The sequence below is a fragment of the Mesorhizobium sp. ISC25 genome (assembly GCF_042295465.1).
GTDB lineage: Bacteria > Pseudomonadota > Alphaproteobacteria > Rhizobiales > Rhizobiaceae > Mesorhizobium.
On the sequence record NZ_CP135441.1, the window covers coordinates 3,396,861 to 3,423,523 of the forward strand.

The 26,663-nt window shown below is 62.0% G+C and carries 22 protein-coding genes and 1 tRNA gene; 7 read left to right on the forward strand and 16 right to left on the reverse strand.

All coding sequences use genetic code 11. From position 1 onward, the window contains the following. Positions 1 to 92: 92 nt before the first annotated feature. From RQ479_RS16965 to RQ479_RS16980, 4 genes are all read right to left on the reverse strand, one after another. Positions 93 to 347: a hypothetical protein gene (locus RQ479_RS16965; protein WP_376701920.1), complete on the reverse strand. Its 255-nt coding sequence runs from the start codon at positions 345 to 347 to the stop codon at positions 93 to 95. A 495-nt stretch (positions 348 to 842) separates the two neighbouring features. Continuing rightward, positions 843 to 1,187 (reverse strand): Atu4866 domain-containing protein, encoded by a 345-nt coding sequence (locus tag RQ479_RS16970; protein WP_352465000.1) that lies wholly within the window; start codon positions 1,185 to 1,187, stop codon positions 843 to 845. Beyond that, positions 1,187 to 1,915 (reverse strand): SDR family oxidoreductase, encoded by a 729-nt coding sequence (locus tag RQ479_RS16975; protein WP_376701921.1) that lies wholly within the window; start codon positions 1,913 to 1,915, stop codon positions 1,187 to 1,189. Before RQ479_RS16975 ends, RQ479_RS16970 begins: the two co-directional genes overlap by 1 nt. Positions 1,916 to 2,006: 91 nt before the next feature. Next, on the reverse strand, positions 2,007 to 2,759 hold the full coding sequence (locus tag RQ479_RS16980; RefSeq protein WP_376701922.1) for an SDR family NAD(P)-dependent oxidoreductase: 753 nt from the start codon (positions 2,757 to 2,759) through the stop codon (positions 2,007 to 2,009). 137 nt (positions 2,760 to 2,896) lie between these two features. Here RQ479_RS16980 and RQ479_RS16985 point away from each other — a divergent pair, with 137 nt between their 5' ends. Further along, on the forward strand, positions 2,897 to 3,820 hold the full coding sequence (locus tag RQ479_RS16985; protein ID WP_376701923.1) for a LysR substrate-binding domain-containing protein: 924 nt from the start codon (positions 2,897 to 2,899) through the stop codon (positions 3,818 to 3,820). 44 nt (positions 3,821 to 3,864) lie between these two features. Here RQ479_RS16985 and RQ479_RS16990 read toward each other — a convergent pair. Continuing rightward, positions 3,865 to 3,941, reverse strand: a tRNA-His gene (locus RQ479_RS16990). 333 nt (positions 3,942 to 4,274) lie between these two features. After that, the gene (locus tag RQ479_RS16995) at positions 4,275 to 4,733 is read right to left on the reverse strand and encodes a phasin (RefSeq protein ID WP_376701924.1); all 459 of its coding nucleotides are present in this window, start codon (positions 4,731 to 4,733) and stop codon (positions 4,275 to 4,277) included. Positions 4,734 to 4,985: 252 nt separating this feature from the next. Here RQ479_RS16995 and RQ479_RS17000 point away from each other — a divergent pair, with 252 nt between their 5' ends. Next, on the forward strand, positions 4,986 to 8,735 hold the full coding sequence (locus RQ479_RS17000) for a PAS domain S-box protein (RefSeq protein WP_376701925.1): 3,750 nt from the start codon (positions 4,986 to 4,988) through the stop codon (positions 8,733 to 8,735). 281 nt (positions 8,736 to 9,016) lie between these two features. Here the strand turns inward: RQ479_RS17000 and RQ479_RS17005 are convergent, their stop codons facing one another. Continuing rightward, positions 9,017 to 10,975, reverse strand: a complete 1,959-nt coding sequence (locus RQ479_RS17005; protein WP_376701926.1) for an acetoacetate--CoA ligase — start codon at positions 10,973 to 10,975, stop codon at positions 9,017 to 9,019. A gap of 182 nt (positions 10,976 to 11,157) precedes the next feature. On the opposite strand from RQ479_RS17005, the gene RQ479_RS17010 reads away from it, so the two are divergent. Continuing rightward, positions 11,158 to 13,008: an AsmA-like C-terminal region-containing protein gene (locus RQ479_RS17010; RefSeq protein ID WP_376701927.1), complete on the forward strand. Its 1,851-nt coding sequence runs from the start codon at positions 11,158 to 11,160 to the stop codon at positions 13,006 to 13,008. 8 nt (positions 13,009 to 13,016) lie between these two features. Here RQ479_RS17010 and RQ479_RS17015 read toward each other — a convergent pair whose 3' ends face one another. The 7 genes from RQ479_RS17015 to RQ479_RS17045 all read right to left on the reverse strand — a co-directional run bounded on the left by RQ479_RS17015 (position 13,017) and on the right by RQ479_RS17045 (position 21,088). Beyond that, the gene (locus RQ479_RS17015; RefSeq protein ID WP_376701928.1) at positions 13,017 to 13,835 is read right to left on the reverse strand and encodes an ABC transporter permease; all 819 of its coding nucleotides are present in this window, start codon (positions 13,833 to 13,835) and stop codon (positions 13,017 to 13,019) included. Beyond that, the gene (locus RQ479_RS17020; RefSeq protein ID WP_376701929.1) at positions 13,832 to 14,800 is read right to left on the reverse strand and encodes an ABC transporter permease subunit; all 969 of its coding nucleotides are present in this window, start codon (positions 14,798 to 14,800) and stop codon (positions 13,832 to 13,834) included. The genes RQ479_RS17015 and RQ479_RS17020 overlap by 4 nt, the downstream gene beginning before the upstream one ends. 9 nt (positions 14,801 to 14,809) lie before the next feature. Continuing rightward, positions 14,810 to 15,949, reverse strand: coding sequence for an ABC transporter ATP-binding protein (locus RQ479_RS17025; RefSeq protein ID WP_376701930.1), 1,140 nt, complete (start codon positions 15,947 to 15,949; stop codon positions 14,810 to 14,812). 73 nt (positions 15,950 to 16,022) lie between these two features. Then, a complete protein-coding gene (locus RQ479_RS17030) occupies positions 16,023 to 17,120 on the reverse strand; it encodes a polyamine ABC transporter substrate-binding protein (RefSeq protein ID WP_376701931.1) in 1,098 nt (365 codons plus the stop codon). Between the two features lie 352 nt (positions 17,121 to 17,472). Beyond that, the gene (locus tag RQ479_RS17035) at positions 17,473 to 18,420 is read right to left on the reverse strand and encodes a DMT family transporter (RefSeq protein ID WP_376701932.1); all 948 of its coding nucleotides are present in this window, start codon (positions 18,418 to 18,420) and stop codon (positions 17,473 to 17,475) included. A 164-nt stretch (positions 18,421 to 18,584) separates the two neighbouring features. Next, positions 18,585 to 19,508 (reverse strand): DUF2167 domain-containing protein, encoded by a 924-nt coding sequence (locus tag RQ479_RS17040; RefSeq protein ID WP_376701933.1) that lies wholly within the window; start codon positions 19,506 to 19,508, stop codon positions 18,585 to 18,587. 128 nt (positions 19,509 to 19,636) lie between these two features. Further along, entirely contained in the window at positions 19,637 to 21,088 is a 1,452-nt protein-coding gene (locus RQ479_RS17045; protein WP_376701934.1) for a short-chain fatty acyl-CoA regulator family protein, read from the reverse strand. 239 nt (positions 21,089 to 21,327) lie between these two features. Between RQ479_RS17045 and aceA the strand changes: the two genes are divergently transcribed. Both aceA and RQ479_RS17055 read left to right on the forward strand, forming a co-directional pair. After that, positions 21,328 to 22,617 (forward strand): isocitrate lyase, encoded by a 1,290-nt coding sequence (gene aceA / locus RQ479_RS17050; protein WP_376701935.1) that lies wholly within the window; start codon positions 21,328 to 21,330, stop codon positions 22,615 to 22,617. 61 nt (positions 22,618 to 22,678) lie between these two features. Further along, the gene (locus tag RQ479_RS17055; RefSeq protein ID WP_023719402.1) at positions 22,679 to 22,921 is read left to right on the forward strand and encodes a hypothetical protein; all 243 of its coding nucleotides are present in this window, start codon (positions 22,679 to 22,681) and stop codon (positions 22,919 to 22,921) included. A gap of 65 nt (positions 22,922 to 22,986) precedes the next feature. Here the strand turns inward: RQ479_RS17055 and RQ479_RS17060 are convergent, their stop codons facing one another. Then, complete coding sequence (locus tag RQ479_RS17060; protein WP_376701936.1) at positions 22,987 to 23,448, reverse strand: RidA family protein; 462 nt, start codon at positions 23,446 to 23,448, stop codon at positions 22,987 to 22,989. A gap of 431 nt (positions 23,449 to 23,879) precedes the next feature. Here RQ479_RS17060 and RQ479_RS17065 point away from each other — a divergent pair, with 431 nt between their 5' ends. After that, a complete protein-coding gene (locus tag RQ479_RS17065) occupies positions 23,880 to 24,269 on the forward strand; it encodes a response regulator (RefSeq protein WP_376701937.1) in 390 nt (129 codons plus the stop codon). Positions 24,270 to 24,301: 32 nt separating this feature from the next. Here RQ479_RS17065 and RQ479_RS17070 read toward each other — a convergent pair whose 3' ends face one another. After that, complete coding sequence (locus RQ479_RS17070; protein WP_376705964.1) at positions 24,302 to 25,018, reverse strand: HAD family hydrolase; 717 nt, start codon at positions 25,016 to 25,018, stop codon at positions 24,302 to 24,304. A gap of 167 nt (positions 25,019 to 25,185) precedes the next feature. Here RQ479_RS17070 and RQ479_RS17075 point away from each other — a divergent pair, with 167 nt between their 5' ends. Continuing rightward, positions 25,186 to 26,619: a glutamine synthetase family protein gene (locus RQ479_RS17075; protein ID WP_352464968.1), complete on the forward strand. Its 1,434-nt coding sequence runs from the start codon at positions 25,186 to 25,188 to the stop codon at positions 26,617 to 26,619. The last annotated feature ends 44 nt before the right edge of the window (positions 26,620 to 26,663 follow it).

Consider the following 26,663-nt stretch of genomic DNA (forward strand, 5'->3'; position numbering starts at 1 on the left):
CAAGCAGTTAATGGTGTATGCTGTGCTTCAAATAGCTGGCGCCAGGAACTTCGATCTCGACAAGCCACTGTCGCATACTGTTCCTAAGCATATTACTCGGCAGGCTTGTTCGAATGCCGCTCGTCCTGCTCGGCCTCGGCCGCCTCTTCGAGCCTCGAAGCAATGAGCTCCTGAATGTCGCCGACCTCTTCCTGAATATCCTCCAGCGGTATGCCGGCTTCGGCGGCCTTGGCCGCACATTCCCTGGCGAGGGTCTCGGCCTGCTTCTCGATCCTGGCTGGCGAGGGCTGGCAGTGGACTTTTTCGCCAATCCACCCGCGCAGGAACTCGATCGCGTGTTCACTCATACTGCTGTTTCCCTAGCGGCTATGCCGGTTGGTAATCATAAACGTCGGCATCTTCGAAAAGATGCGTGCTGCCATTCGAGCCGAGTCGGCTTCGCCCGGCAAGCCGAACTTGTCCGAGGTCCACAGAGCTGAAGGGAATGGAGGGTTCAAGGAGCACGTTCTAGTTCTTGAGGACTGATTCTCTCGACGAAACTCGTTCGACCCGCGCTATTGTTTCTATTTGCTTTTTTTCGGTTTTCAAGCCGTTTTAGATCACAATAGATGACACAATAGCTAGCATATTTACCGCGCTCTCGCTGGCACCACGTAAAAGGCGAGCCGTCAAAGCCGCCGCTATATAGTGATAACCATTTGCAATGTCGACTCTGCTCGCGGTCCTGCTTCTTTCCGCCGCGCTTGCCGGGAGATATGTGGAGTGACGGGCCTTGCAGTGCAAACTGCTGAGCGCCTCATGCGTCTTGTGGAACCCTGAAGTGCTTGTCTCAGGGTGGCTCTCTACCGCTGGCGGTAAAGAATCATGCCGCCATGATAGAGGACGCCTTCGATGAACTCACCATCCGCGGTGAAGCCCGTATCGTCCCAGTATTCTATGTGGTTGCCCTGCACTTCATAGCGTCCCCGGTAGGCGCTCTCGCGGGCACCGCGCGCTTCGTCATAACGGCCGTTCGGCAGGAGTTCGTGCCTGATATGGCGATCCTCGGTGACCCACAGTCCGACGTAAGCATGATCTTGGTGCGTCATTGGTTCTTCTGCAAGGATTGGAGTTGAAGGAAGGGTCAGGCCGGTTGGAGCTACAGCAACGGCAATACCCGTAAGCACTGCGGCCAAAGTGGATCGCATCAATGCGCCGCCTTCGTCGGACGCACGACGATCTCGTTGACGTCGACATCGTCGGGCTGTTCGATTGCGTAGCGCACGGCCCTGGCGATGGCATCGGGTTGCAGGGCAATAGCACGCCAGGTTTTCATGGCGGCGGCAGCGGCTTCGTCGGAGATCGTGTTCGCCAGCTCGCTTTCCACCACGCCAGGATGAATGCAGGTTACGCGGATATCGTCACTCTCCTGGCGGAGCCCATCGGAAATCGCGCGGACGGCGTATTTCGTCGCGCAATAAACGGCAGCCGTGGGCGAGACGGCCAGTGCGCCGATGGAACCGATATTGATGATATGGCCGGAACCACGTGCCGTCATCTCAGGCAGGACCGCCGCGAAGCCGTACAGAACACCCTTGATGTTGACGTCCACCATCAGCTCCCACTCGTCGACCTTCATGGCTGCCATGGCCGACAGCGGCATGACGCCCGCATTGTTGACGATGACATCGACCTGGCCCCATTCGGCCCGGGCGGCATCGGCGAATGCTGCGACATCCTCCCTCCTGGTGACGTCGAGCGCTCGCACGCGAACCGTTCCACCAGCTGCCTCGATTTCGGCCGCAAGCGCTTCAAGGCGGTCGGTGCGGCGTGCGCCGAGCATCAGCTTCGCACCTGCCGCGCCAAGCTCGCGGGCAATGCCAGCGCCGATGCCGCTGGAGGCACCGGTGATCAGAACAACTTTGTTCATGGTCATCGAGATGATCCTTTTGGTTCTGTGACTATTTTCACGATGGGAAGGGATGGCGTGCGGGTGAGCTCCCGCGGTGCGTCAGCCTTATTTGGGGTCACTGGGCGGTGTAGCCGCCATCGACCAGAAGCAAGGCCCCGGTGATGAAACTGCATGCCGGCGAGGCAAGAAAGGCGATGGCCTCGGCAACTTCTTGCGGTTGGCCGATCCGGCCGATTGGATGCGCGTTGCCAAAGCTGCGCAGCATCTCCCGGCCATTCTCCACCACACCTTCCATGATGTCGGTTTCGATCACGCCAGGGGCAACGGCGTTGCAGCGAATGCCCATGCGCCCATATTCGATCGCGATCACCTTGGTCAGCTGTGCGACGGCCGCCTTGGAGGAGGCATAGGCCGCCTGCGTCTCGAAGGCCGCGACGGCCGAGATCGACGAGACATTGACGATCGCGCCGCCACCGCTGGCGGCCATCAATTCCACCGCGGCACGGGCGGTGACAAAGCTGCCGCGCGCATTGATCTGCAGAATGCGGTCATAGTCGTCGACCGAGGTCTCCGTCAGACGCTTGTTGAGCGTGCGACCGGCATTGTTCACGACCATGTCGAGTCGTCCGAAGCGCTTCGCGGCGAGTTCGACCGAGCGTCTGGCCAGATCCTCGTCGGCGACATCGCCGACCAAGGTCGCCACATCCTCGGCTTCCAATTCGCGTACGCTGTCGCTGAGATCGCTTGCCACGATCCGGGCGCCCCGCGCCCGCAGCAGTTCCGCCGCGCAGCGGCCGATGCCGCGTGCCGCGCCCGTCACGAGGGCGACTTTTCCATCCAGGTCCCAAGAGGAAGGGAGTGATGTCATGGGATATCTCCTTTGTCGGCCGGCTTCGGCTTGGATCAGGAGGATCAAGCCTTCTTGCCGTTGCGACAGAGATAGAGCCATGGCATTGTCGCGATAACCCGCCCGCTGTTAACCTCCGTGGTAAGTATGGCTAACCAATGGACATCGATCTCAATGCAATTGCCGTCTTCATCGCCGTGGCCGAGGAACGCAATTTTCGCGCTGCGGCAGACCGGCTGGGCGTGACGCGCTCAGCGGTCAGCCAGAGCATCCTCAAGCTTGAACAGCGCCTTGGCATCGCTTTGCTGCAGCGCACGACACGCAGCGTCAACCTGACCGAAGCGGGCGAGCGCCTGCTGGCGAGCGTCGCACCGGCGATCGCCGACGTGAACGCGGCAGTCGAAGCCACCACGGAATTTCTGGACAGCCCGCGCGGCCGCCTGCGGATCGCGGTTTCGTCGATCGCAGAGGCCTTTCTGTCAGGACCGTTGCTGGCGTCCTTTGCAGAAAGGTTTCCCGAGGTGCATCTGGATATTGTCGTCACCGACGAGGAATTCGACATCGTTGCCGAAGGCTATGATGCGGGAGTGAGGCTCGGCGAAGTGATCGAGCAGGATATGATTGCAGTGCCGGTATCGGGCGATCAGCGACAGATGGCCGTCTGCGCCCCGCGCTATCTCGAAAAGTTCGGAGCACCCGCCCATCCGCGCGAGCTTGTGGCCCATCGCTGTATCGGCTGGCGGCCGGCGCCGGGAGTTTCGCCCTATCGGTGGGAGTTTGGCGAGGACGGGCGCGAGTTCGACGTGGCGGTTGCGCCCGAGATCACCACCAACGACATGTGGCTGATGATCCGGCTGGCCGTTGCAGGCGCCGGGATCACGTTTGGCATGTCGGATACATTCCGCACTTGGATCGACCGCGGCGAGCTCGTGCCAATCCTCGAAGGCTATTTTCCGCCGTTTGCCGGCTTCTATCTTTATTTTCCCAGCCGACGGAATATCGCGCCGAAGCTGCGAGCCCTCGTGGATCACCTGCGCGGTGCGCGTCAGGCGGGATCGCAGGTGACCGCGCCAGGGTCGTAGAGATCGCTTGGCGCTATTGGTCAGAAACCTGGCTGAAAGCTGAATGGTACCGTTGGCTGGGATCGAACCAGCGACCTCCGGATCCACAATCCGGCGCTCTAACCATCTGAGCTACAACGGCACGCTTGCCCGAGCGAGATCCAGACGGAACGTTCCCGCTCTGTCGTTCGGCGATGCGTCCATACGGGCTATCGGAGTTTAATTCAAGGCTTTTGGCAAAGCAAAAGATCGCTCCGGCATCGCGTCATTTTTCACCGGACAAAGAAAAGGCCGGCGGGAGGAGGTGCCGGCCTTTTCCTGTTACGAGCCAGCGGGAGGAGGTGCTGGCTGGTTATCCCGGTGAGCAGAGGGAGGAGGTTCCACCCGCCGGGTATTCACTTAAACCACTATATCGCACATCTATTTGTCTGACGAAATGCGACGTTTTGATGCATCGTCAAACTGTGTGCAAATATTAGGCGATCTTAATTTCTTTCACGGCCTTCTCGAAGGCGGTCTTGATCGGCTGGGATACGTCCTCGGCTGCCTTGGCAGCAACCGCCTGGAAGTCCTTGGCCTGCTCGACGGTCATTTCGACGCGCTTGCGCAGGAAAGCGGTCTGCAATTCGACGACTTCCGACAGCGACTTGGCGCCGATCAGGGCTTCGAAATGCGAGAAGCCGGCTTCGGCATTGGCGCGCAGGGCGGCGATGGTCTTGAGCGACAGCTCGCTGGAAACGGTTTTGGCGGTCTCGTAGGTCGACTCCAGAGCCTTCTGGGTCTCCTCGGCGCCGGTCTTCAGCTTGGCATAGGCCTCTTTCGACTGCTCGACGCCCTTTTCGGCGAAGGCGCGAATCTGGTCGGTGGCCTTGGAAGCATCGAAGCTCGGGAATTCAACGTTCTCGATCGTGTCAGCGGTCTTGGTCCTGGACATTTTCCATCCTTTTCAGCGGCAGCGGCTTTGACGGAAAGCCGTCTCGTTCATGTATCGTGGCAATATAAAGGCAAATTTTGTGCGATGCAACATGTTTGTTGCATCGCACCATAAATTATTTATCCGTGGCGTTAACCACGCGCCTAGAGATTCCGTTGGTTGCACGCTATGACTTGTGGACCTTCGCGCCGTCGGCTTTTATTAACAAAGCGTTAACCGCAAATTGCCCGCTCTGTGAGGGTCGCCAAGCGCATGCCGGCTGAAAACTACTCCTTCCTCGATGTCGCCGTGCTCGACGCGGTCCGCCTGCGCTTCGCCGCGGGCGACGCGATCGCTATTCTGTCGGCAGATCTCGAGCAGGTGATCTGGGCCAACGGCCCCGGCGCAGCTGTATTCGGCTATCCCGACATCGGTGCGATCATCGGCGCCTCGGCAGGATTGCCGCTGATCGCCAGGCGCCAGATCATGGCGACCAGCGGTTTTCCGCAGATCGGCCGCGATCGTGCCATCACGGTCCGGCTGGCAACCGGGCTGACCAGCCGCGCAGTCGGCTTCCTGGCCAGCGCGGTGACCATGCCCGATGGCGAGGAAGCAATCATGCTGGCGCTGCCGGCGGCGCAGACCGGCTCGCGCAGCGCGGCCGAGATCGCCGATCGCGCCATCGGTGGCTTTACCGAAGACGGCCACTACATCGCCTTTGTCGACGCCAAGGGCAATATCGACGCCGCATCGGACGGCTTTTCGGCGCTCGGCATCCGGCCCGAGACGCTGGCCGCGCTTGTCGCCGACGTGGCGAACGAGAGCGACCGCATCGTCAAGCGCCTGGTCCCGGGTGGATCCAGCTCCTATCCGGCGGGCCTTGCCCGGCTGACGGACGAGCGGCACCTGCTGGTGGTGATCGACGAGGACCGGCTTGACGGCGAGCCCCCTGATGGCGAGCGCGCCGGCGGGGAAACCGAGGCAGCAGCGGCACCGAGCGGGGGCGATCGTCCCCAGCTAACGGATCAGGACAACGAGCAGCCAATCGCCGGCACCGGCGCGGCGGAGATCAACCTTGCAGCGATGGAAGGCAGTTCCGCATCGGCGGAGCACGAGCCTGCCGACGCGGCTGACGATCAGCACGCGTCTGGCGAAGCGCCGGCGCAGCATGACCATTGGTACTTCAATGCCGGCGACGACGCGCAGGTCCCGCCCGGGGCAGCTGCGTCCGGCAAAGTCGAGACCAGCCCGGACGCTTCGCAGGCCGGCGCGGATGCTTCGCCGGAAAGCGCCGCAAAAGCCACCAAAGCCGCCTCCCCGGCCGAACGCCGCGCTTCGGTGATCGATCGCACCGCCGCGCCCATGCGTTTCGTCTGGCGTACCGACGCGGAGGGCCGGTTCAGCGCCCTGTCGCCGGAATTTGCCGAGCTCGTCGGCAAGCCTGCCGCTGACGTGATCGGACGCCGCTTCGAGGATGTTTCGGCCGCCTATGGCCTCGATGCTTCTGGCGAGATTGCCGGCCTGCTCGAACGGCGCGACACTTGGTCCGGCCGCTCCGTGCTGTGGCCGGTCGCCGGCACCGATCTGAAGATACCCGTCGATCTGGCGGCGCTCCCGGTTTACAGCCGCAGCCGCGTTTTCGAAGGTTTTCGCGGTTTCGGCGTGGCAAGGAGCGGCGATGCGGTGGTCGATCCCAATGCCGTCGGCAAGGCCCTTGTCGCCGAGGAGAAGCCTGCCGAGACCATCGGGCCGAAAGCCGTTGAACCTCTCCCCGAGACACCGAAACCCGCCGATCCGTTCAGGGGCGAAGTGCCGGCATTGACCATCGTGCCAAAGCCCGAGCGGCGCTTTGCCGACAAGGTGATCCGGCTGGCCGAGCACCGGCAGCCGGCCAACGACAAGGGCCTGTCGACGCTGGAACGCAGCGCGTTTCGCGAGATTGGCGAGCGTCTCAAGAAGGACAACACCCCGGCCGAAGAACAGCCCAGCGCCGGAAGGCCGAAGCCGGTTGCGACCAAAGTGGAGGCAGCCGGCAAGGCCGACGAGCCAAAGCTGAAAGAAGCCGGCCCGACGGACAAGGGTGAGATGCCGGCACAAGGTCTGGAAAGCGGGGCGGCTGCCGCCGAACCGCCCGAGGCCGATGCCGAGGACCAGAAGGATCTTGCCCGGCTCGACGGCGAGCAGCCCGAGGAGGCGGCAGCAGAGGAGCAAGCCGGCGAACCCGTCACGCGCGCGGCCTCCGGATCGCTGCTCGACTATGCCGACCGCGAACCCAGCGACGAATCGCAGGAAGGCGTTGAGCCCAGCACGAACCGTCGAACGATCGTCGCCGAAGCGTCGCGGGATGGCGACGACGACAGCATGACGGCCGAAGATTTCCGTGACGCCGAGGACAGCGAGGATTGGTCCGATGACAGCGCAGCCGCAGCCGACCTTGCCGGCCAGGTGCCGCCCATCGAGCGGCCGCAGGCACCACCGCTCAAACTCGACGGCTTCATGCCGTCGGCGTTTGCCGGAGAGGACAACAAGGGGCCGGATACCTCGATCCTCGGCAAGCTGCCAGTGCCAGTGCTTATCCATTCCGGCGATCACCTGCATTACGCGAACGACGAATTCCTCGACTTGACCGGCTATGCGACGCTCAATGCCCTGGACGAGGCCGGCGGGCTCGGCGCGCTGTTTGCCGACCCTTATGCGGACGACGGCAGTTCCGACGGCGGCGACCGCGCATTACGGCTGAAGACGCGCGACGGTCAGGAGTTTCCGATCGACGCGATTTTGCGCTCCGTCCCCTGGGGAAACGGCAAGGCGCTGATGCTGGTCGTACGCCGTTCCGGCGACGACGAAGCAGCAGCCATTCCACATGGCGCCGCCGACGACCAAACGCAGCCGGATGTTTCCGAGCTCAAGGCACGCATTGCCGAAATGCGCACCATCATCGACACCGCCACCGACGGCGTCGTGCTGATCGGCCGTAACGGAACGATCCGTTCAATTAGCCGTCCGGCGGAAGCGCTGTTCGGCTTCGACAGCGACGAGGTGGCCGGCAAACCGTTCGTCTCGCTGTTTGCGATCGAAAGCCAGCGCGCGGCGCGTGACTATCTCGAGGGGTTGTCGGAGCCCGGCGTTGCAAGCGTGATGAACGATGGCCGCGAGGTGATCGGACGCGAGGCGCAGGGGCGCTTCATTCCGCTGTTCATGACCATCGGCAGGCTGCCCAACGACAGCGGCTTCTGCGCGGTGGTGCGCGACATCACCCAGTGGAAGCGGGCCGAAGAGGACTTGACCCAGGCGCGCGCAGTCGCCGAGCGCGCCTCGTCGCAGAAGACCGATTTTCTGGCCCGCATCAGCCACGAGATCCGCACGCCGCTCAATGCCATCATCGGCTTTTCCGAGCTGATGGTGGACGAGAAATTCGGGCCGGTGGCCAATGACCGCTATCGCGACTATCTGCGCGACATCAACCGTTCGGGCAACCACGTGCTCGATCTGGTCAACGACCTGCTCGACATTTCGAAAATCGAGGCCGGCCAGCAGGAGATGGCCTATGAGGCGGTGTCGCTCAACGACACGCTGGCCGAAACCGTGGCGATGATGCAGCCGCAAGCCAACCGTGAACGCGTCATCATCCGCTCCAGCTTCGCCTCGCGGCTGCCGGAAGTGGTGGCCGATCTGCGCAGCGTGCGGCAGATCGCGCTCAACATTCTGTCGAACGCCGTCCGCTACACGCAGGCCGGCGGCCAGGTGATCGTGTCGACGGCCTACGAGATCTCCGGCGATGTCGTCATGCGCGTGCGCGATACCGGCATCGGCATGAGCCAGTCCGAGATCGAGCAGGCGCTGAAGCCGTTCAAGCAGATCAATGCGCTGAAGCGCGGCCGCGGCGACGGCACCGGTCTTGGGCTGCCGCTGACCAAGGCGATGGTCGAAGCGAACCGGGCCCGGTTCACCATCAACTCAACGCCCGGCGAGGGAACCCTGGTCGAAGTCGCCTTTCCCTCGACCCGCGTGCTCGCTGGTTAGCTATGGCTGAGCAAAGAAAAAAGGCGTCCAACAGGACGCCTTGATAAATCGGAATTGCTGTCACAACGGGGCTTGAGCGAATCAGATCCTCTCGGGGCCAAGAGGAACGGGATTTCTCCCTCAAGTTACGCACGACTATCGATGCCGGGCCTTAACAAATCCTTACCGCCACGCCGGAAAATTTACCAATGTGTACCACTCATGAAATCTAGGTAAATTCCGAAGAGACAATTCGTTAACGATACCGGAGACCTCAAGCCGGGCTCCACCTTGGACCCGGGTCAGTCGGCAAGCTGCGGCAGGTTGCGGAACAGCTCGAGCGCTTCAGGATTGGCGAGCGCTTCCTTGTTCTTGATGGCGCGGCCATGCACCATGTCGCGTACCGCGAGCTCGGTGATCTTGCCCGATTTGGTGCGCGGAATATCGCTGACGGCGACGATCTTGGCCGGCACGTGGCGCGGGCTCGCCCCGGTGCGGATTTTCGCGCGGATGCGTTTTTCCAGGTCGGCATCAAACTCGACGCCGGCCGCCAGCCGCACGAACAGCACGACACGAACGTCATTGTCGAAATCCTGGCCGATGCATAGTGCTTCGAGGATTTCCGGCATTTGCTCGACCTGATTGTAGATCTCCGCCGTGCCGATCCTGACACCGCCCGGATTGAGCGTGGCGTCCGAACGGCCATGGATGATCAGGCCGCCATGGGCGGTCCATTCGGCGAAATCGCCGTGGCACCAGACATTGTCGAAGCGTTCGAAATAGGCGGCTTTGTATTTCCTGCCGTCAGGGTCGTTCCAGAAGCCGATCGGCATCGCCGGAAACGCCTTGGTGCAGACGAGCTCGCCCTTCTCCTGGCGGAGCGGCCGGCCGTCATCGTCCCAGACATCGACGGCAAGGCCGAGGCCGGGCCCCTGGATCTCGCCGGTCCATACCGGTTCGATCGGCACGCCGAGCACGAAGCAGGAGACGATATCGGTGCCGCCGGAAATCGAAGCCAGATGCACGTCCTTCTTGATGCCTTCATAGACGAAGCGGAAATCTTCCGGCGATAGCGGCGAGCCGGTCGAGGAGATGGTGCGCACGCTGGAAAGATCATGCGTGCGGATCGGCTTCAGGCCGGCCTTGCGCACGGAATCGATGAATTTGGCCGAGGTGCCGAAATACGTCATCTTCTCGGCATCGGCGAAGTCGAACAGCGCATTGCCGTCCGGGTAGAACGGCGAGCCGTCATAGAGCAGCAAGGTGGCGCCCGATGCCAGGCCCGACACCAGCCAGTTCCACATCATCCAGCCGCAGGTGGTGAAATAGAAGAAGCGGTCGCCGTCGAGCAGACCGGCATGCAGCCGTTCTTCCTTGACGTGCTGGATCAGCGTTCCGCCGGCCGAATGGACAATGCATTTGGGAACGCCGGTCGTGCCCGACGAAAACAGGATGTACAGCGGATGCGAAAACGGCAGCCTTTCGTAGGCGACAGGCCTGGCGGCAAAGGGTGACAGCGCCTCTTCCAGCGCAGCCGCCTTGCCGATGGTCGCCGCGACGTCGAGCGAGGTGCCGAGATAGTCGACAATGAGGACCTTGCGGACGGTGGCGAGCTTGCCGGCCACGGCCACGATCTTGTCGGCGACTTCGATCGCCTTGCCATTGTACCAGTAGCCGTCCGGCGCGATGAATATGACCGGCTCGATCTGGCCGAACCGGTCGAGAACACCCTGCTCACCGAAATCTGGAGAGCAGGACGACCAGACGGCGCCGATCGAGGCGGCCGCCAGCATCGCAGCAACCGTTTCTGGCATGTTGGGCATCATCGCGGCGATGCGGTCGCCCTTCTTCACCTTGAGCGACAGGAAAAGCTGCTGCAGGCGCGAGGTCAGCGCATGCAGCTCGTTCCAGGACAGCCGCCGCTCGACCTTGTCCTCGCCGCGAAAGATGATTGCGTCGCCAAGCCCGGTTTTCTTCAGGAGATTCTCGGCGAAGTTCAGCTTTGCGTCAGGGAAGAAGGTCGCGCCGGGCATCTTGTCGCCATCGACCAGCACGCGTTCGCCCTTGTCGCCGACGATGCCACAAAAGTCCCAGACCAGGCTCCAGAAGGTCTCGCGATCCTCGATCGACCAGCGATGCAGGTCGGTATAGGAGGAGAAAACCTTGCCGGCAATGCTCGCCGCGGCGTTCATGAAGGCGGTCATCGGCGCCGCTTCGATCTGCTCTTGCGTCGGGATCCAGAGCGGTGCGTCGTCAGCCATCATTGTTCCTCCGCAGGCTGCATCGCTTATGCATATCGCGATGCAGCAGAGCAAGATTTTGTTGGACCGCGCCGGTCAGGGTGTGCGCAAATGCCATCGCCGGGCCATAAAGACTTGAAATGCGTCAGCCGTCGGTTACACCCGTCGGGCGATTTTGTCGGAATGGAAGCATACGGGGCGATATGCCATCACCTTTGATCCGACGCGGAATATGGGCGATCGGCGCAGCCGTCATCGTCATCGCGCTGGTTGTCGCCGCCTTGCCGTTGATCGCCTCGACCCGCATCGTGCGTGACCGCATCGCGTGGGAAATGAGCGCCTGGAGCGGTTTCCGGGTCACCATCGACGGCGCGCCGCGCATCGAGGTCTGGCCGAATTTCCGGGCGATCCTGAGCGACGTGACGCTATCGCAATGGACAGAGACGGATGCGCCGCCGGTGGTCGAGGCCGAACGGGTCGAGGTCGACCTCTCGGCCATGGCGGCGCTGCGGGGCGACGTGGTGTTTTCGACGGCGCGGCTGGTGCGACCGACGATCAGGGTCCAGCGTACCGCGAGCGGATTTTTTCTGCCTGCGATTCCTAGCGGCGGGCGCATTACGCGTTCGATCGACGCTGCCCGCGCGGTGATCAACACAAATCCCGCCAAGCCGGATCTCGGCAAGCTGCCGACAGATCCGTTCGGCACAGTCGAGTTCAGGGACGGCCGCGTAGTGGCTGCCATCGGCGGCAAGGACCAGGAGATATTGAGCAGCCTGAGCGGCCAGGCGAACTGGGCCGCGATGAACAGCAATGCGACGCTGTCGGCGACCGGGATATGGCGCGGCGAAAGCGTTGCCATCGACGCCGCATCGCCGAACCCGCTCGTGCTGTTTGGTGGCGGCACAGCACCGGTCACGTTTTCCTTCAAGGCGGCGCCGGCCAGTTTTTCGTTCGACGGCCGCGCCAGCATGTCGGAGAACGGCTATTTCGACGGCCAGGCAAAATTCGCCGCACCTTCGCTCCGACGCGTGCTCGAATGGTCGCAGGCCGGCATCGCACCCGGTGCCGCAATCGGCTCGATCTCGGTTTCAAGCAAGATCACGGCGACGGCCGGGCGGGTCAAATTCGAAAACACGGCCCTGACCCTCGACAACAACCCGGGAATGGGTGCGCTGGACTTTACCTATGGTGAGGCACTGCCGGTGATCTCCGGCACGCTTGCCTTCGATACGCTCGACCTCAGATCGTTTCTCTCCGCCTTTACGCCGGTGCCATCCGCCGGCGGCACCGGTCCGGGCGAGATCGACACAAGCTTCGCCGACCGGATCAATCTCGATCTCAGGCTGTCGGCGGCGCATGCCACCGCCGGTGCCATCCAGCTTGCCGACGTCGCCGCCACCGCCCAGGTCAAGAACGGCCTTGCCGTCTTCGACATCTCGGATGCATCCGCCTTTGGCGGCAACGTCCAGAGCAGCGTCCGTTTCGACCGCAAGCCCGCCGGCACGGAAGTCGAGATCCGGCTGCTTGCTTCCGATATCGACGGCGGCGCTTTCGGCACCGCGGCCGGAATGACGCGGCTGGTGCCGATCGGCACCGGAACCGTTTCGGTCATCCTCAAGGGGCCTGGCAGAACCTGGGATTCGATTTTCGAAAACGCCAATGGCTCGCTGTCTGCGACGTTCGGCGCGGGTGCGCTGAGCCGGCTTAACCTGCCGGCGTTCCTCAAGCATACCGAACAGGGCGGATTCTTCGCGCTGGACGACGTCTCGGACGGAACGCTGCCGATCGACGGGGCCGAGCTCAAGGCGAGCATTTCGAACGGCGTGGCGCGCATCGACAAGGCCGAGGTGAATTCCGCGCAATACAAGATCTGGCTTTCCGGCATCGCATCCTATGCCGGACGCGGGCTGGCGCTGTCCGGCGGCATCGTCCAGCCGAGCCAGACTGCCACGCAGACGAACGGCCAGGCGCCCAAGCAGTCGTCGTTCTTCGTCGGCGGCACGTGGAGCACGCCGTTCATCTCGCCGATAAGCCGCGGCGTCTCGGGAGAGTAGCGAGCCCTTCAACCTCGCTGCGCGGCCCGCTCGTCGCGCTGGCGCTGCACCTCGCGCCGTTTGTTTGCGAGCGAAGCGATGATCACGCCAACTGCGACGACCGCGATCAAGATGGTGCAGGCCGCGTTGATTTCCGGCGTCACGCCAAGGCGAACCTGGCTGTAGATCTTCATCGGCAGCGTCGTGGCGCCAGGCCCCGAGGTGAAGCTGGCAATAACCAGATCGTCGAGCGACAGCGTGAAGGCCAGCATCCAACCGGAGACGATAGCCGGCATGATGACCGGCAGCGTGATCTGGAAGAAGATCTTCACCGGTGGCGCACCGAGGTCCATCGCGGCCTCTTCCAGCGAACGATCGAAAGTGATCAGGCGCGACTGAACCACCACCGCAACGAAGCACATGGTTAGCGTTGTGTGGGCAAGCGTCACCGTGAGAAAGCCGCGGTCGAGGCCGACGGCGACGAAGAGCAGCAGCAGCGACAGGCCGGTGATGACTTCCGGCATGACCAGCGGCGCAAACACCATGCCGGAAAACAGCAGCCGGCCGCGAAAGCGCGTGTAGCGTGTCAAGGTGAGCGCCGCCAGCGTGCCGAGCACAGTCGCCACCGTGGCCGAGATGACGCCGACGCGGGCCGTCACCCAGGTCGCGTCCATCAGACCCCGGTTGTGGAACAGCGAGACGTACCATTTCGTCGAGAAGCCGCCCCAGACGGTGACCAGTTTCGACTCATTGAAAGAGAACACAACGAGCAGGACGATCGGCAGGTAAAGAAAGGCGAAGCCGAGCACGATCGATGTGATGTTGAAGCGGCTCCAGGTCGCGTTCATTGGTCCTGCTCCTGGGCACGCGCCTGGGCTCGCTGGAAGAGCATGATCGGCACGATCAGCAGCAGCAGCAAGATGACGGCAACCGCGGACGACACCGGCCAGTCGCGGTTGGCGAAGAACTCGTTCCACAGCGTTCTGCCGATCATCAGCGTCTGCGAGCCGCCGAGCAGGTCGGGAATGACGAACTCGCCGACGGCGGGAATGAACACCAGGAGGCAACCGGCGATGACGCCGGGCAGCGACAGCGGAAAGGTGATCTTCCAGAAGGCGCTGGTCGGCGGGCAGCCGAGATCCTTGGCGGCCTCGATCAGCGTATGGTCCATTTTCTCCAAGGACGAATAGAGCGGCAGCACCATGAACGGCAGATAGGAGTAAACGATGCCGATGAAGATCGCCGTATAGGTGTTGAGGATGATCAGCGGCTGGCTGATGATGCCGGTGGCGAGCAGCAGCTGGTTGAGCAGGCCCTCGGGCTTGAGGATGCCGATCCAGGCGTAGACACGGATCAGGAACGAGGTCCAGAACGGCAGGATCACCAGCATCAGCAAGGTCGGGCGGATCGTCGACGAAGCGCGTGCCATGCCATAGGCGATGGGATAGCCGATCAGCAATGTCAGGACCGTCGAGATGGCCGCGACGATGACGCTCGTCACATAGGCGTTGAAGTAGAGCGCATCCTGCGTCAGCCAGGTGTAATTGTCGAAATTGAGCGCGCCGAATTCCGAGATGAACCCGGAAATGCCGCTGCGGAAATCGAGCACCGGCGTGTAGGGCGGCATGGCGATCGCCGTCTGCGACAGCGAAATCTTGAAGACGATGATGAAGGGAACGAGAAAGAAGAACAGCAGCCAGAGATAGGGGACGATGATGACGAGCCGGCTAACGAAGGCCGCTCCCAGCCTGACCAAGGCGGATTTGCCGGCAGCGCTAGCCGGAGAGCTTGTTGCGACGGTGACAGCGGACATGATCAGCCCCTACCGTGTCAGGACGACGCCGGCGTCGGGGCGAAAAGAAACCCAGGCGCGGTCGTTCCAGGTCAGCGGGTCCTCGGTGAGGCGTGCCGCGTTCATGGTGCTCGCCCGCACCACCTGACCGTCATCCAGCCTGACGTGATAGACGGTCATGTCGCCGAGATAGGCTATGTCGTAGACCTCGCCCTCGATGGCGTTGACGGCACCGGCCGGTTTCGTGGAGGACACCTTGATCTTCTCCGGCCTGATGGCGAAGGTGACGGACGTTCCGGCGGCCGCACTGCCGGCATTTTCGGTGCGGATGGTGATGCCGTTGCCGGCATCGATGCTGGCACTGCCGGCCTCGCCAGCCGCGACCTTGCCATCGAACATATTCACATTGCCGACGAAGCCGGCGACGAAGCGGGAACCCGGCGCTTCGTAGACCTCGGCCGGCGTCGCCACCTGCATCACCTCGCCCTTGTCGATGATGGCGATGCGGTCGGCCATCGTCATCGCCTCTTCCTGATCATGGGTGACGACGACGAAGGTGAGGCCGAGGTTCTGCTGCAGGTCCATCAGCTCGAACTGGGTTTCCTCGCGCAGCTTCTTGTCCAGCGCACCAAGCGGCTCGTCGAGCAGCAGGACTTTCGGCCGCTTTGCCACCGAGCGCGCGAGCGCGACGCGCTGGCGCTGGCCGCCCGACAATTGGTGCGGCTTGCGCTTGGCGAACTGCTCGAGCTTGACCAGCTTCAGCATCTCGGCGACGCGCTTGTCGATATCGGCCTTGGCCATGCCTTCCTGCTTGAGGCCGAAGGCGATGTTGTTCTCGACCGTCATATGCGGAAACAAGGCGTAGGACTGGAACATCATGTTGACCGGCCGCCGGTAGGGCGGAATGCCGCGCAGATCCTGGCCATCGAGCAGGATGCGGCCGGCGGACGGCTCCTCGAAGCCGGCGAGCATCCTGAGCAACGTCGATTTCCCGCAGCCTGAGGCCCCAAGCAAGGCAAAGAATTCGCGTTCGAAAATGGTCAGCGACAGATTGTTGACGGCCGTGAACTCACCGAATTTCTTGGTGACGTTGTCGAACTGGATGTATGGCTTGGCGTTCGGATCGTTCCATGGCGCGAAATCCCTGCGGATGCTGCCAAGCGATTTCATGTCCCACTCCGTCCTGCTGCTTGCCCCATGAGAAAGCGGCCCCGGCAACGGCTGCCGGGGCCTGGTCAGATTGTTATTGGCCGGTGACGATCTTGGTCCAGGTGCGGGTGATGATGCGCTGGGTCTTGGGATCGTAAGGCGAGACGGTGTAGAGCTTCTGCAAGGTGGCAGCATCCGGATAGATCGCCGGATCTTCCAGGATCGCCTTGTCGATGAACTGCTGCGAAGCCTTGTTGCCGTTCGCGTAAAGCACATAGTTCGACGATTTGGCGATCACTTCGGGCTTCATCATGTAGTTCAGGAATTCATGCGCTTCGGCGGCATGCGGCGCATCGGCCGGGATCGCCATCTGGTCGAACCACATCTGGGCACCTTCCTTCGGCACGGAATAGCCGATCTCGACGCCCTGCTTGGCTTCGTCGGCGCGGTTGCGGGCCTGGAAGACGTCACCCGACCAGCCGACTGCCAGGCAGATGTCGCCATTGGCAAGGGCGTTGATATATTCGGAAGAGTGGAATTTGCGGATATAGGGCCGGACCTTCAGCAAGGTTTCTTCGGCCTTGGCAATCTCATCGGGCGACGTGCTGTTCGGATCGAGGCCCAGATATTTCAATGCCGCCGGTATAATGTCGGCCGGCGAATCCAGCACATAGACGCCGCAGTCCTTCAATTTGGCCAGGCTTTCGGGATTGAAGAACACGTCCCAGCTGTCGATCTTGTCGGTGCCGAGCGCTGCCTGCACCTTCTTGATGTTGTAGCCGATGCCGACCGTACCCCACATGTAGTTGATCGAATATTCGTTGCCGGGATCATATTTGGCGGTCCGTTCCATGACCGTGTCCCACATGTTTGAAATGTTCGGCAGTTTCGACTTGTCGAGCTTCTGGAACACATTCGCCTGGATCTGGCGCGCAAGGAAATTGCCGCTGGGCACGACGACATCGTAGCCGCTGCCGCCGGCGAGCAGTTTCGTTTCCAGGATCTCGTTGGAATCGAAAGTGTCGTAGACGACCTTGATGCCGGTTTCCTTGGTGAAGTCGTCGATGATCGAACTGTCGATATAGTCCGACCAGTTGAACACGTTGACGACGCGATCCTCGGCATGCGCGCCCAAGCTAAAAGCTGCCAGAAACGCCGAAGTCGCCGAAAGCCAGAGCGCTTTGCGGATCATGCTATTCTCCTTTGATGAGTGTTCCGTCGCCAGCACGTCGCGGCGTCCGCGCGGCTGGGCATTTGCTTCAGGGTATTGGGCTTGCAGGCAGGCGACAAGCGGGAATTGCCGGCGCCATTATGACCCGGCGGCGAGCCGACAGCGAAGACTTGGCGTGGCGTTGGTGGTGTTCCGGCGCCGTCAGAAGCTTTCGCTACGGCGCGGGCAGGGAGACGACGATGTTGTCCGGCCTCGATGCGGCCGGCATGGAGACTTGGCAAGATACGCCTGTCTTGTTGTTGCCGTGATCGCAGCCTGCCCGCGCGGCTGCGACGTTGTCAATGGTTCATCTCGCTTTGACGCGCGCACTGCATCAATTAGGCGAAGGCACACCGGTGACGCCCGCTCGCGCGGGCCGCGTCTGACGCTTGAACTCGAGCCCGATATGGACGAGCAGCGCAGTGACGACGACCGCACCGCCGACGATGGTGCGCGCCGACGGCACCTCGGAATGGATGAGCCAGACCCAGATCGGGCCAAGGATCGGTTCGAACGTGCCGAGCAGCGCCGCGACGGCGGCCGGTACAAGCCGGGCTCCGGTGGCGAAGAAGGCGAGGCCGAGTCCCAGATTGATCACGCCAAAGGCAAAGAGGAAGCCCATATCGTGGCTGGAGACGCCTAGGGCCGACGCTTGCGATGCCGCAAAGGCGGCCGCCAGCATCGTGCCGAGGCAGGTCGCCGGGGTCATGCGCACATGGGCAAAGCGGCGCGTGATGACCGTGGCGATCGAGAACATGACGGCGATGAGCAGCGCCAGCCCGTCGCCGATCGGCGACACGGAGCCATCGAGCGATTCCGAGACCATGATGGCGACGCCGGCAATGACGGCAGCAATTGCCAGCCAGGTCGCCACAGCCACCCGTTCGCGAAACAGCGCCCAGGCAAACAGCGCCGCCAGAAGCGGCACGCCGGCCTGCATCAGGAGGATGTTGGCGACGGTGGTATAAGCAAGCGCCACGACGAAAGAGGTCGAGGCCGTGGCGAAGCAGAACGCCACCGCAAGGCCGGCCAGGCCCATGCCACGAAACAGCTTCAGCGTGCCATGCCAGCCGTCGCGCCAGACCATGAAGCAGAGCAGGAAGGCGGCAGCCCAGACCGAGCGCCAGAACACCACCGTCCAGCTGTCGCCGGCATCGATGAAACGGGCGATGGTACCGCCGAGGCTCCACATCAGCGCCGACAGGAACACCAGCAGGAAACCGATACGCTCCTCATTTCGCGGAGGCGAAAGGGCTGATGGCAATGCCGCGGTGTCGATCATGACCGGACTGTCGAAATTTTCAGCGCCGCACGATGCGCAACGGACGACGAGAACGTGCCCCATTCGCGTATCGCAAAGGCGATGTTGGGGCGTGATCCAGCGCGGTGTTCCGTTTAGGGCACCCAGCGATCAGCAGGTCTGAGAGTTGAGCCAATGAAATCGACCTAGGAGGTTGTCTTGTTGCCGCGGATGATGCGCCAGAGACCTGCCAGGGGAATCAGCAGGATAAGACCGAATTTTTTCAGCGCGATGAGCGCTACCACCAGAAATCCTGCTTTTGCCGCCAGTTTGCCGGCGATGAGGCCACCGATGCCAATCGCCGCAACCGTATCGACGCCTGGTCTGAAGTCCAAATATGTCTTGCCGGGCTTGAAGACGGCAAGATCAAGCACTTCGTCGAGACTCTGCTTGATTTCCGGCAACTGCTCCACAGTTGCGATGTAGCTCATCACGAAAACGCCCTCTCTGCCGAGAAAGCGAACGTCGTAGTTGAGCGTGTGGACTGCATCGTTTCCGAACTGCAGTTCCTTGGCCCAGTGCAGGCGCTTGTTGACTGCGTCATACACGGGCGGTGATGCCCAGCCGATCAGAGTGATGGGCGAATAGCCGTCCTTTACCCTTTGATCGTTGCCCGACAAGGTATCCGCCCGCATGTTGCGCAGCAGTTCATTGTAGTCGATGGATCCCGCCTCGCTGTCGTCGACGTAGCCTATCTTTTCCCATCGCAGCTCTATCCCCCAATTGTTCTCGGCAATGGGGTCATTGCTGACTGGAAAGATCATGCCAACCGCGTCGGATCCGGCGTCGGGTGGATTGCCCCAGGCTTCCGTCAGGACGGAGGTAGTGTCTTCCTTGTTCAGAAAATAGAATTTGTCCTTGAGATCCAGGTGCACGCCTTCGGCAAGGTCTATCGCGCCAGTCTTCGGATCGATCTTGTCCAGGAATGCTTTGCCGGCGTCATTATACTGTTGATAGGATTTGAAGAAGTCCGCGGATTTTTCCGCAAATGCGGGGCAGACCGAAAAGGCAAGCACCAAGCCAAGCCAAAAAAACGTCCTGCCCATCCTGATCCCCCGATCGTCGCGCAACTCGTCTTTTGATATCTCACGGCCGATGCTGAATCAATACTTCGACGAGCAATGTCCCGGGGGACAGCCTGTAGTTTTCCTGCCGTCAAAACGCGTATGATCTTCTTGGCCAGCAAGCTGCCGCGGCCTTACTGGAAATCGAACGCCGACAGTCCCGTCACCATCTCGTCGAGGCCGAGCGGACGTGTCACGGGTGGCTCGGCGCGGGCGAGGCAACCGATGCGTTCGCACAGCCGGCAGGCAGGGCCTATCGGCGTCGCCAGCGCAGCGGCGCTCTGTCCGGTCTTGCCGATAGCGGCCGGCCCCGGCAATGCCGCTCCATAGACGACCTCGTCGCGAAAACCGATGTCGCAGCCGATCAGCAGCGCCGTGCGCCGCGGGCGCTCGGCAAACGAGCCCTGCGGCCCTTCGAGCGTGCGGGCCATGCAGAGAAACGCTGCGCCGTCGGGCATTTCCACTGCCTCGACCAGGATCTGGCCGGGCTGGGCGAAGGCGGCATGGACCGGCAGCTTCGGACAGCCGCCGCCGAAGCGGCTTTGCGGAAAGCCGTGGCTGCCCGCCTTGCGGAACCGATTGCCGGCACTGTCGACCTCGAGCATGAAGAACGGCACGCCCGACGCACCCGACCGCTGCAGCGTGGTCAGCCGGTTCGCCGCCTGCTCGAAGGAGACGCCGAAGCGCGACCGCAACATGTCGATGTCATAGCGGGCACGGACCGCAGCGGCGTGAAAAGGTTGATAGGGCATCATCAGAGCGTGCGCGGCATAGCGGCCGAGCTCGAAACGTGCCAGCCGGCGGGCTTCGTCCGTGGCCAGCTTCAGCGCCTGGATCTCGGCAGCGACAGCGACGCTCATGCGGATCAGGCAGGCCTCCATAGCCACCTCGCGCAGCTGATCGAATGGCGACAGGCGCTCGGACAGGAACAGGCGCTGCGAGTGACGGTCATAGCGACGGCGCCAGTTGGGCATGGTGGCGACCGGCAGTACCTTGACGACGATGCCGAATTCACGCCGCAGCCAGGCCTTCAACGCACTGAACAGATCATCGCCGGGATCGAGCACCGACGTAAATGACTCGGCTTCCTCTTCGAGCGCGGCAAAATGGTTCGGCCGGCGTTCGAAAATCTCATGCACCTCGTCGATCGGCAGCCGGGCGCCGGAGAGTGCGGTGGCTTTGCCCTCGCGCGCGAGCAGCTCGTTGAGATCGGATAGCCGCTCGGCCTGCTCGCGATAGGCGCGAAACAGCTTTATCACAGCGGCGGAAGCGTTGGGCGCCGCCTCGGCAAGCTCGATGAGTTCCTGGTCGCCCGGCAGTTCGCCGGCCAGCAACGGATCTGAAAACACTTCCTTCAAATCGGCGACCGAACCCCTCGCCTCGCCCTGCAATTCATGTGGGTCGACCTTGTAGACGGACGCCAGTCTCAAGATCAGTTGCACCGTCAGCGGCCGCTGGTTGCGCTCGATGAGATTGAGATAAGACGGCGAGATGCCGAGCCCTTCGGCCATCGCCGTCTGGGTCAGGCCCTTGGCGTTGCGGATGCGACGAATGCGCGGCCCGGCAAAGATTTTGTGGTCGGCCAATCGACTGTCCTTGACAAGAATTTACATCCGTGGATGGCATGGCGGCGTTTACAATCATGACAAATTTACAGCTCTCATCAGTCAAACACAACACAGGTTTTCTCTTATTTCATGGGCAATTTCGGAGTTTGTCTCGCTTGCCTAGGTGCCGACATGTAAATGATGTCACACATGCGGCGCACATATTTCACCTGTACGACGTTTCCGAAACCGGCATTAAAGCCAGCCTGGAGTGACCAATGACCGATTTTTACAACCTTGTCCCGTCGGCGCCGCAAGGGCGCTTCGATGGCATCGAACGGCCGTATTCGCCAGAGGACGTGAAACGGCTGCGCGGCTCGGTGCAGATTCGGCAGAGCCTCGCCGAAATGGGCGCAAACCGGCTGTGGCAGCTCATCCATGAAGAGGATTTCGTCAACGCGCTGGGTGCCATGTCGGGCAACCAGGCGATGCAGCAGGTGCGGGCCGGGCTGAAGGCGATCTATCTGTCGGGATGGCAGGTCGCCGCGGATGCCAACACCGCTTCCGCCATGTACCCGGACCAGTCGCTCTATCCCGCCAATGCGGCGCCCGAGCTGGTCAAGCGCATCAACCGCACCCTGCAGCGGGCCGACCAGATCGAGACTTCGGAAGGCAACGGGCTGTCGGTCGACACCTGGTTCGCGCCGATCGTCGCCGATGCCGAAGCCGGCTTCGGCGGGCCGCTCAACGCTTTCGAGATCATGAAGGCGTTCATCGAGGCGGGTGCGGCCGGCGTTCATTACGAGGACCAGCTGGCTTCGGAGAAGAAATGCGGCCATCTCGGCGGCAAGGTGCTGATCCCGACCGCCGCACACATCCGCAACCTCAATGCGGCGCGGCTTGCCGCCGACGTCATGGGCACGCCGACGCTGGTCGTGGCACGCACCGACGCGGAAGCGGCAAAGCTCTTGACCTCCGACATCGACGAACGCGACCAACCCTTCGTCGACTATGGCGCCGGCCGCACCGCGGAGGGCTTCTACCATGTCAGCAACGGCATCGAGCCCTGCATCGCCCGCGCCGTCGCCTATGCGCCCTATGCGGACCTGATCTGGTGCGAGACCTCCAAGCCCGATCTGGGGCAGGCCAGGACGTTTGCCGAGGGTGTGCGCAAGCATCATCCAGGCAAGCTGCTTGCCTATAATTGCTCGCCGTCTTTCAACTGGAAGAAGAATCTCGACGACGCGACGATTGCGAAGTTCCAGAAGGAACTCGGCGCCATGGGTTACAAGTTCCAGTTCATTACGCTGGCCGGTTTCCACCAGCTCAATTTCGGCATGTTCGAGCTCGCCCGCGGCTACAAGGAGCGGCAGATGGCAGCCTACTCGGAACTGCAGGAGGCGGAATTCGCCGCGGAAGCCAATGGCTACACCGCCACCAAGCACCAGCGCGAGGTCGGCACCGGCTATTTCGACGCCGTCTCGATGGCGATCACCGGTGGCCAGTCTTCGACCACGGCCATGCATGGATCGACCGAGCACGCCCAGTTCAGGCCGGCGGCGGAATAGCGGGGTAGCAGATAAACAGAGGGAACGCCCAAACGGGCATGGCAACACAAGGAGAAGACCAATGGCATCGATAAGCCGCGTCAAGGAACGGGCCGAAGAGCAGGCCACCAGCATGAATGTCGACCAGCAGGCGACCATCCGAATGCTGGCGAACGATCTGCACAGGCTCAATCAGTCGGTGATGAAGGCGGTCGAGGCCGGGGTCTCGGTCGAGCTGGTGCGCTCGGCACGGCACCATGGCGGCGATGGCAACTGGGGCGATCTGCTGATCCCGGTCATCGTCACGCAGCGGAGCCACGACTGATGAACTCGATAGCACCGCGCCTTTTTTGAGCGCATGTTATCGCACCTCGCATGCCGCGGCTCTGCCTAGTCCGGCAGAGCCGCTAGTGCAACGATTTCAATGACAAGATCAGACTGCGCAAGCGCTGCAACTCCAATAACTTCCGAGGGCGGCGGGTTGTTGTAGCTGCAGTGCTTCGGGCAGTGCACCGCAAAGAATTCGTCCAAGACGTCCAGGCGGAAATTGGGGGAGCTCAGAACGCCGCCATCGGGAAATGGCCCCTTAACAAAGAAGGTCAGCCGGATGAGATGCTCGAGCGCACTGCCAAGCTCCTCCAGATCTGATTTGATATTGGTGAGAATTGCGCGCCACTGTGCCGCTGCATCGCCAATGGCGCCGCCGCCGCTTTTGCCGATCGGATCGTAGTCCTCGGCTGTCGCGGTGTTTCCGGAAAGGTAGACAAATCCCTTTGCGCCGGTAACGACCGTACCCTTTCCCCATGGCATCAACCGGCCGTTTTTGAATTTCTTGTGAGTCACGAGTTCCATTGTCATCTCCCGTCGCTCAAAGAGACGTGCTTAGCCAACGAGGAAGGGTAGTCCGGCGAGGCGGTACGACAAGCTTGCGACAGACCTGCCTCGCCTTCATCCAACCTTTCGTCAATCCGGCTACGGCTGCGAGTTGGTGCCTTCGCGCTGCAAAGCCAAACTTCGCTGAAGCCTGCCCGGTCGTGGTGGCAACTTCTCCTTCCGGCGGCGGCAAAGAAAAGCACTTAATTTTAATTTTAATGTTTCTTGCGATATTCTCCTGATATGCCATTTGAGCTTGACATGAGCAGTGATCTCACGCCAATTACCTCTCGAGTTTCAACCCTGCATTGAAACATTGAACAACGGCCTGCCCCGCCATGTGCCCAGCGAATCGCGATATCGAGACTGCAAAACAGCTGCCTTTCGTTAGCCGGGACATGGAGACGCGGATGCTCCCGGATTTCTCGCGGGTGCTGGTGGTCGGAAAATCACCGATCAACCGCGTCGTGGTTTCAAAGATCGTGGAGCGGTCCGGCCTCAAACCGATCTCGGAAACTCCCGAAACCGCGGCAAAGGCCTTGCGCGCGCTGATTCCCGGGGCTGTCGTTCTCGATGGCGGAGCGGAGAACGGGGACTGCGACGCCTTGTTGTCGGGCATCGATGCACTGCGAAGGGCGTCAGGCAAATCGCTTCCGTCGGTGATCCTGCTTTCAGTCAAGACCGGCACTCCCGAGAGCCTGGGCCTGTCCAGCGTCATCGATGCAGTGGTCGTCAAGCCGATCACCACCGAACGGCTGCAGCCGGTGATCGACCGGCTGATCGGAATTGGGCGCAACTGACCCCTACCGCGATGCGTCGACTCCAGACTTGATCAACCGATCTCGCCGATACGCTCGATCAAGCCCGGCAGTTCACCGAGATTGGCTATCTGGCGAAAGCGTGGTGCCGAGACCGGCGGCTCGACATGTTCTAGCACCCAGGTCAGCTCATGCGGAACGTGGATGCCCCAACTGCCGGCTTCGATGGCCGGCACGACGTCCGATTTGAGCGAGTTGCCGACCATCATGCCCTTTTCCGGGCCGTCGCCGTGGCGGCTGAAGATGCGGCTATAGATGGCCGCGCTCTTGTCGCTGACGATCTCGACGGCATCAAACAGCTCGCCCAGGCCGGATTGCGCCAGCTTGCGCTCCTGGTCGAACAGGTCGCCCTTGGTGATCAGCACCAGGCGGTAGGCGCCGGCCAGCTTTTCCACGGTTTCGCGCGCATGCGGAAGCGGCTCGATCGGATGGCTGAGCATCTCGCGGCCCGCGGCGAGAATTTCGGCGATAGTCGAGGCCGGCACCTGGCCGTTGGTGACCTCGATCGCCGTCTCGACCATCGACAGCGTGAACCCCTTGATGCCGAAACCGTAGACCGCGAGGTTGCGCTTCTCGGCCTCCAGCAATCTTGCTGAAATCCGGTCCGCCTCGGCGTGATCGGCGAGCAGTGCGGCAAAGCGCTTCTCTGTCATGCGGAAGAACTGTTCGTTCTGCCACAGCGTGTCATCGGCGTCGAAGCCGATCGTCGTCAGTTTGCGGCTGTGTTGCATGCGGCCCATTGATTGCAGCGTTGCGGGAGGTCGACCCTAGACCAGGAGGCTTTTATCCGGAAGTCGTTGTGTTCCCCCGGTTATCGAGGCGCACGCCAGCCGGCTCCCCTTCCCTTTCATCGTCGGCAACGGCTATACTCCACAATCTGCAACAAATCTGGTGATTGATGCCGCCTGCAAAAAAGGAAGTCCGTCCGTCGAGCCGCGGAGGACGCGCTCGCACGCCTGCCTTCGTGAAAAACCAACGTGGCGTCAAGAACTGGAAGGAAGTCAGCGCCTGGCTGGAATGGCGCGGCATCGAAGACATCGAATGCATCACACCCGACCAGGCCGGGGTTGCGCGCGGCAAGATGATGCCATCGAAGAAGTTCACCTCCAACACCTCGCTGGCGCTGCCGTCGGCGGTGTTCATGACAACGATTTCCGGCGGCTATCCGGAGGACGGCAACGGCTTCCACTATCCGGAGGACGATGGCGACCTCAAGCTGATGCCTGACCTCTCGACGCTGACCGTAGTGCCATGGGAGGAGGACCCTACCGCGGCGGTTATCTGCGACCTCGTCCACCAGGACGGCCGCTCGGTCGAGTTCACGCCGCGCAACGTGCTGAAGCGCGTGCTTGCCGCCTATGACAAGCGTGGGCTGAGACCGGTCGTGGCGCCCGAGATCGAGTTCTACCTGGTGCGCAAGAACCCCGATCCGGACTACCCGCTCACCCCGCCTGTCGGGCGCTCCGGGCGGCCGATCGGCGGCGGTGCCGGCTATTCGATCGCCGGGGTCAACGAATTCGACGAACTGATCGACGACATCTACCATTTCTCCGAAAGCCAGGGCCTGGAGATCGACACGCTGATCCACGAGGAGGGCGCCGGCCAGCTCGAAATCAATCTGCGTCACGGCGATCCGATCGAACTCGCCGACCAGGTGTTCATGTTCAAGCGCACCATCCGCGAGGCTGCGCTCAAGCACGAAATCTACGCCACGTTCATGGCCAAGCCGATCCAGGGGCAGCCCGGTTCGGCCATGCATATCCATCAGTCGATCATCGACAAGAAGACCGGCAAGAACGTCTTTTCGGCGGAGGACGGCTCGGAGACCGACGCCTTCTTCCACTTCATCGGCGGCATGCAGAAACATGTGCCGAACGCGCTGGTGATGTTTGCGCCGTACGTCAATTCCTACCGGCGGCTGACGCAGTCGGCCTCGGCGCCGGTCAACAACAAATGGGGCTACGACAACCGCACCACGGCCTTCCGCGTGCCCCGCTCCGACCCGGCGGCGCGGCGCGTCGAAAACCGCATCCCGTCCTCGGACGCCAATCCCTATCTGGCGATGGCGGCATCGCTCGCCTGCGGGCTGATCGGCATGACCAACAAGATCCAGGCCGAGCCGCCGGTTCTGACGACCGCCAACGAGGACCAGATCGACCTGCCGCGCAGCCTGCTCGAAGCCGTCGACCTGTTCGAGGCAGACGAGGAACTCTGCGCGCTGCTCGGCAAGTCATTTGCCGCCACCTATGCGGCGATCAAGCGAGCGGAATTCGAGACCTTCATGGAAGTGATCAGCCCGTGGGAGAGGGAGTATTTGCTGCTGAATGTGTAGTAGGGGAGTAGGGGAGTAGGGGAGTAGGGGAGTAGGGGAGTAGG

Bases quoted from the DNA above. Each gene is read 5' to 3' on its own strand.
- RQ479_RS17075 (WP_352464968.1), top strand. From the start codon at position 25,186: ATGCCGCCTGCAAAAAAGGAAGTCCGTCCGTCGAGCCGCGGAGGACGC.
- RQ479_RS17000 (WP_376701925.1), top strand. From the start codon at position 4,986: ATGCCGGCTGAAAACTACTCCTTCCTCGATGTCGCCGTGCTCGACGCG.
- RQ479_RS17015 (WP_376701928.1), bottom strand. From the start codon at position 13,835: ATGAACGCGACCTGGAGCCGCTTCAACATCACATCGATCGTGCTCGGC.
- RQ479_RS16975 (WP_376701921.1), bottom strand. From the start codon at position 1,915: ATGACCATGAACAAAGTTGTTCTGATCACCGGTGCCTCCAGCGGCATC.
- RQ479_RS16980 (WP_376701922.1), bottom strand. From the start codon at position 2,759: ATGACATCACTCCCTTCCTCTTGGGACCTGGATGGAAAAGTCGCCCTC.
- RQ479_RS17060 (WP_376701936.1), bottom strand. From the start codon at position 23,448: ATGGAACTCGTGACTCACAAGAAATTCAAAAACGGCCGGTTGATGCCA.
- RQ479_RS17010 (WP_376701927.1), top strand. From the start codon at position 11,158: ATGCCATCACCTTTGATCCGACGCGGAATATGGGCGATCGGCGCAGCC.
- RQ479_RS16965 (WP_376701920.1), bottom strand. From the start codon at position 347: ATGAGTGAACACGCGATCGAGTTCCTGCGCGGGTGGATTGGCGAAAAA.
- RQ479_RS17070 (WP_376705964.1), bottom strand. From the start codon at position 25,018: ATGCAACACAGCCGCAAACTGACGACGATCGGCTTCGACGCCGATGAC.
- RQ479_RS17055 (WP_023719402.1), top strand. From the start codon at position 22,679: ATGGCATCGATAAGCCGCGTCAAGGAACGGGCCGAAGAGCAGGCCACC.
- RQ479_RS17020 (WP_376701929.1), bottom strand. From the start codon at position 14,800: ATGTCCGCTGTCACCGTCGCAACAAGCTCTCCGGCTAGCGCTGCCGGC.
- RQ479_RS16995 (WP_376701924.1), bottom strand. From the start codon at position 4,733: ATGTCCAGGACCAAGACCGCTGACACGATCGAGAACGTTGAATTCCCG.
- RQ479_RS17065 (WP_376701937.1), top strand. From the start codon at position 23,880: ATGCTCCCGGATTTCTCGCGGGTGCTGGTGGTCGGAAAATCACCGATC.
- RQ479_RS16985 (WP_376701923.1), top strand. From the start codon at position 2,897: ATGGACATCGATCTCAATGCAATTGCCGTCTTCATCGCCGTGGCCGAG.
- RQ479_RS17025 (WP_376701930.1), bottom strand. From the start codon at position 15,949: ATGAAATCGCTTGGCAGCATCCGCAGGGATTTCGCGCCATGGAACGAT.
- aceA (WP_376701935.1), top strand. From the start codon at position 21,328: ATGACCGATTTTTACAACCTTGTCCCGTCGGCGCCGCAAGGGCGCTTC.
- RQ479_RS17030 (WP_376701931.1), bottom strand. From the start codon at position 17,120: ATGATCCGCAAAGCGCTCTGGCTTTCGGCGACTTCGGCGTTTCTGGCA.
- RQ479_RS17035 (WP_376701932.1), bottom strand. From the start codon at position 18,420: ATGATCGACACCGCGGCATTGCCATCAGCCCTTTCGCCTCCGCGAAAT.
- RQ479_RS16970 (WP_352465000.1), bottom strand. From the start codon at position 1,187: ATGCGATCCACTTTGGCCGCAGTGCTTACGGGTATTGCCGTTGCTGTA.
- RQ479_RS17005 (WP_376701926.1), bottom strand. From the start codon at position 10,975: ATGGCTGACGACGCACCGCTCTGGATCCCGACGCAAGAGCAGATCGAA.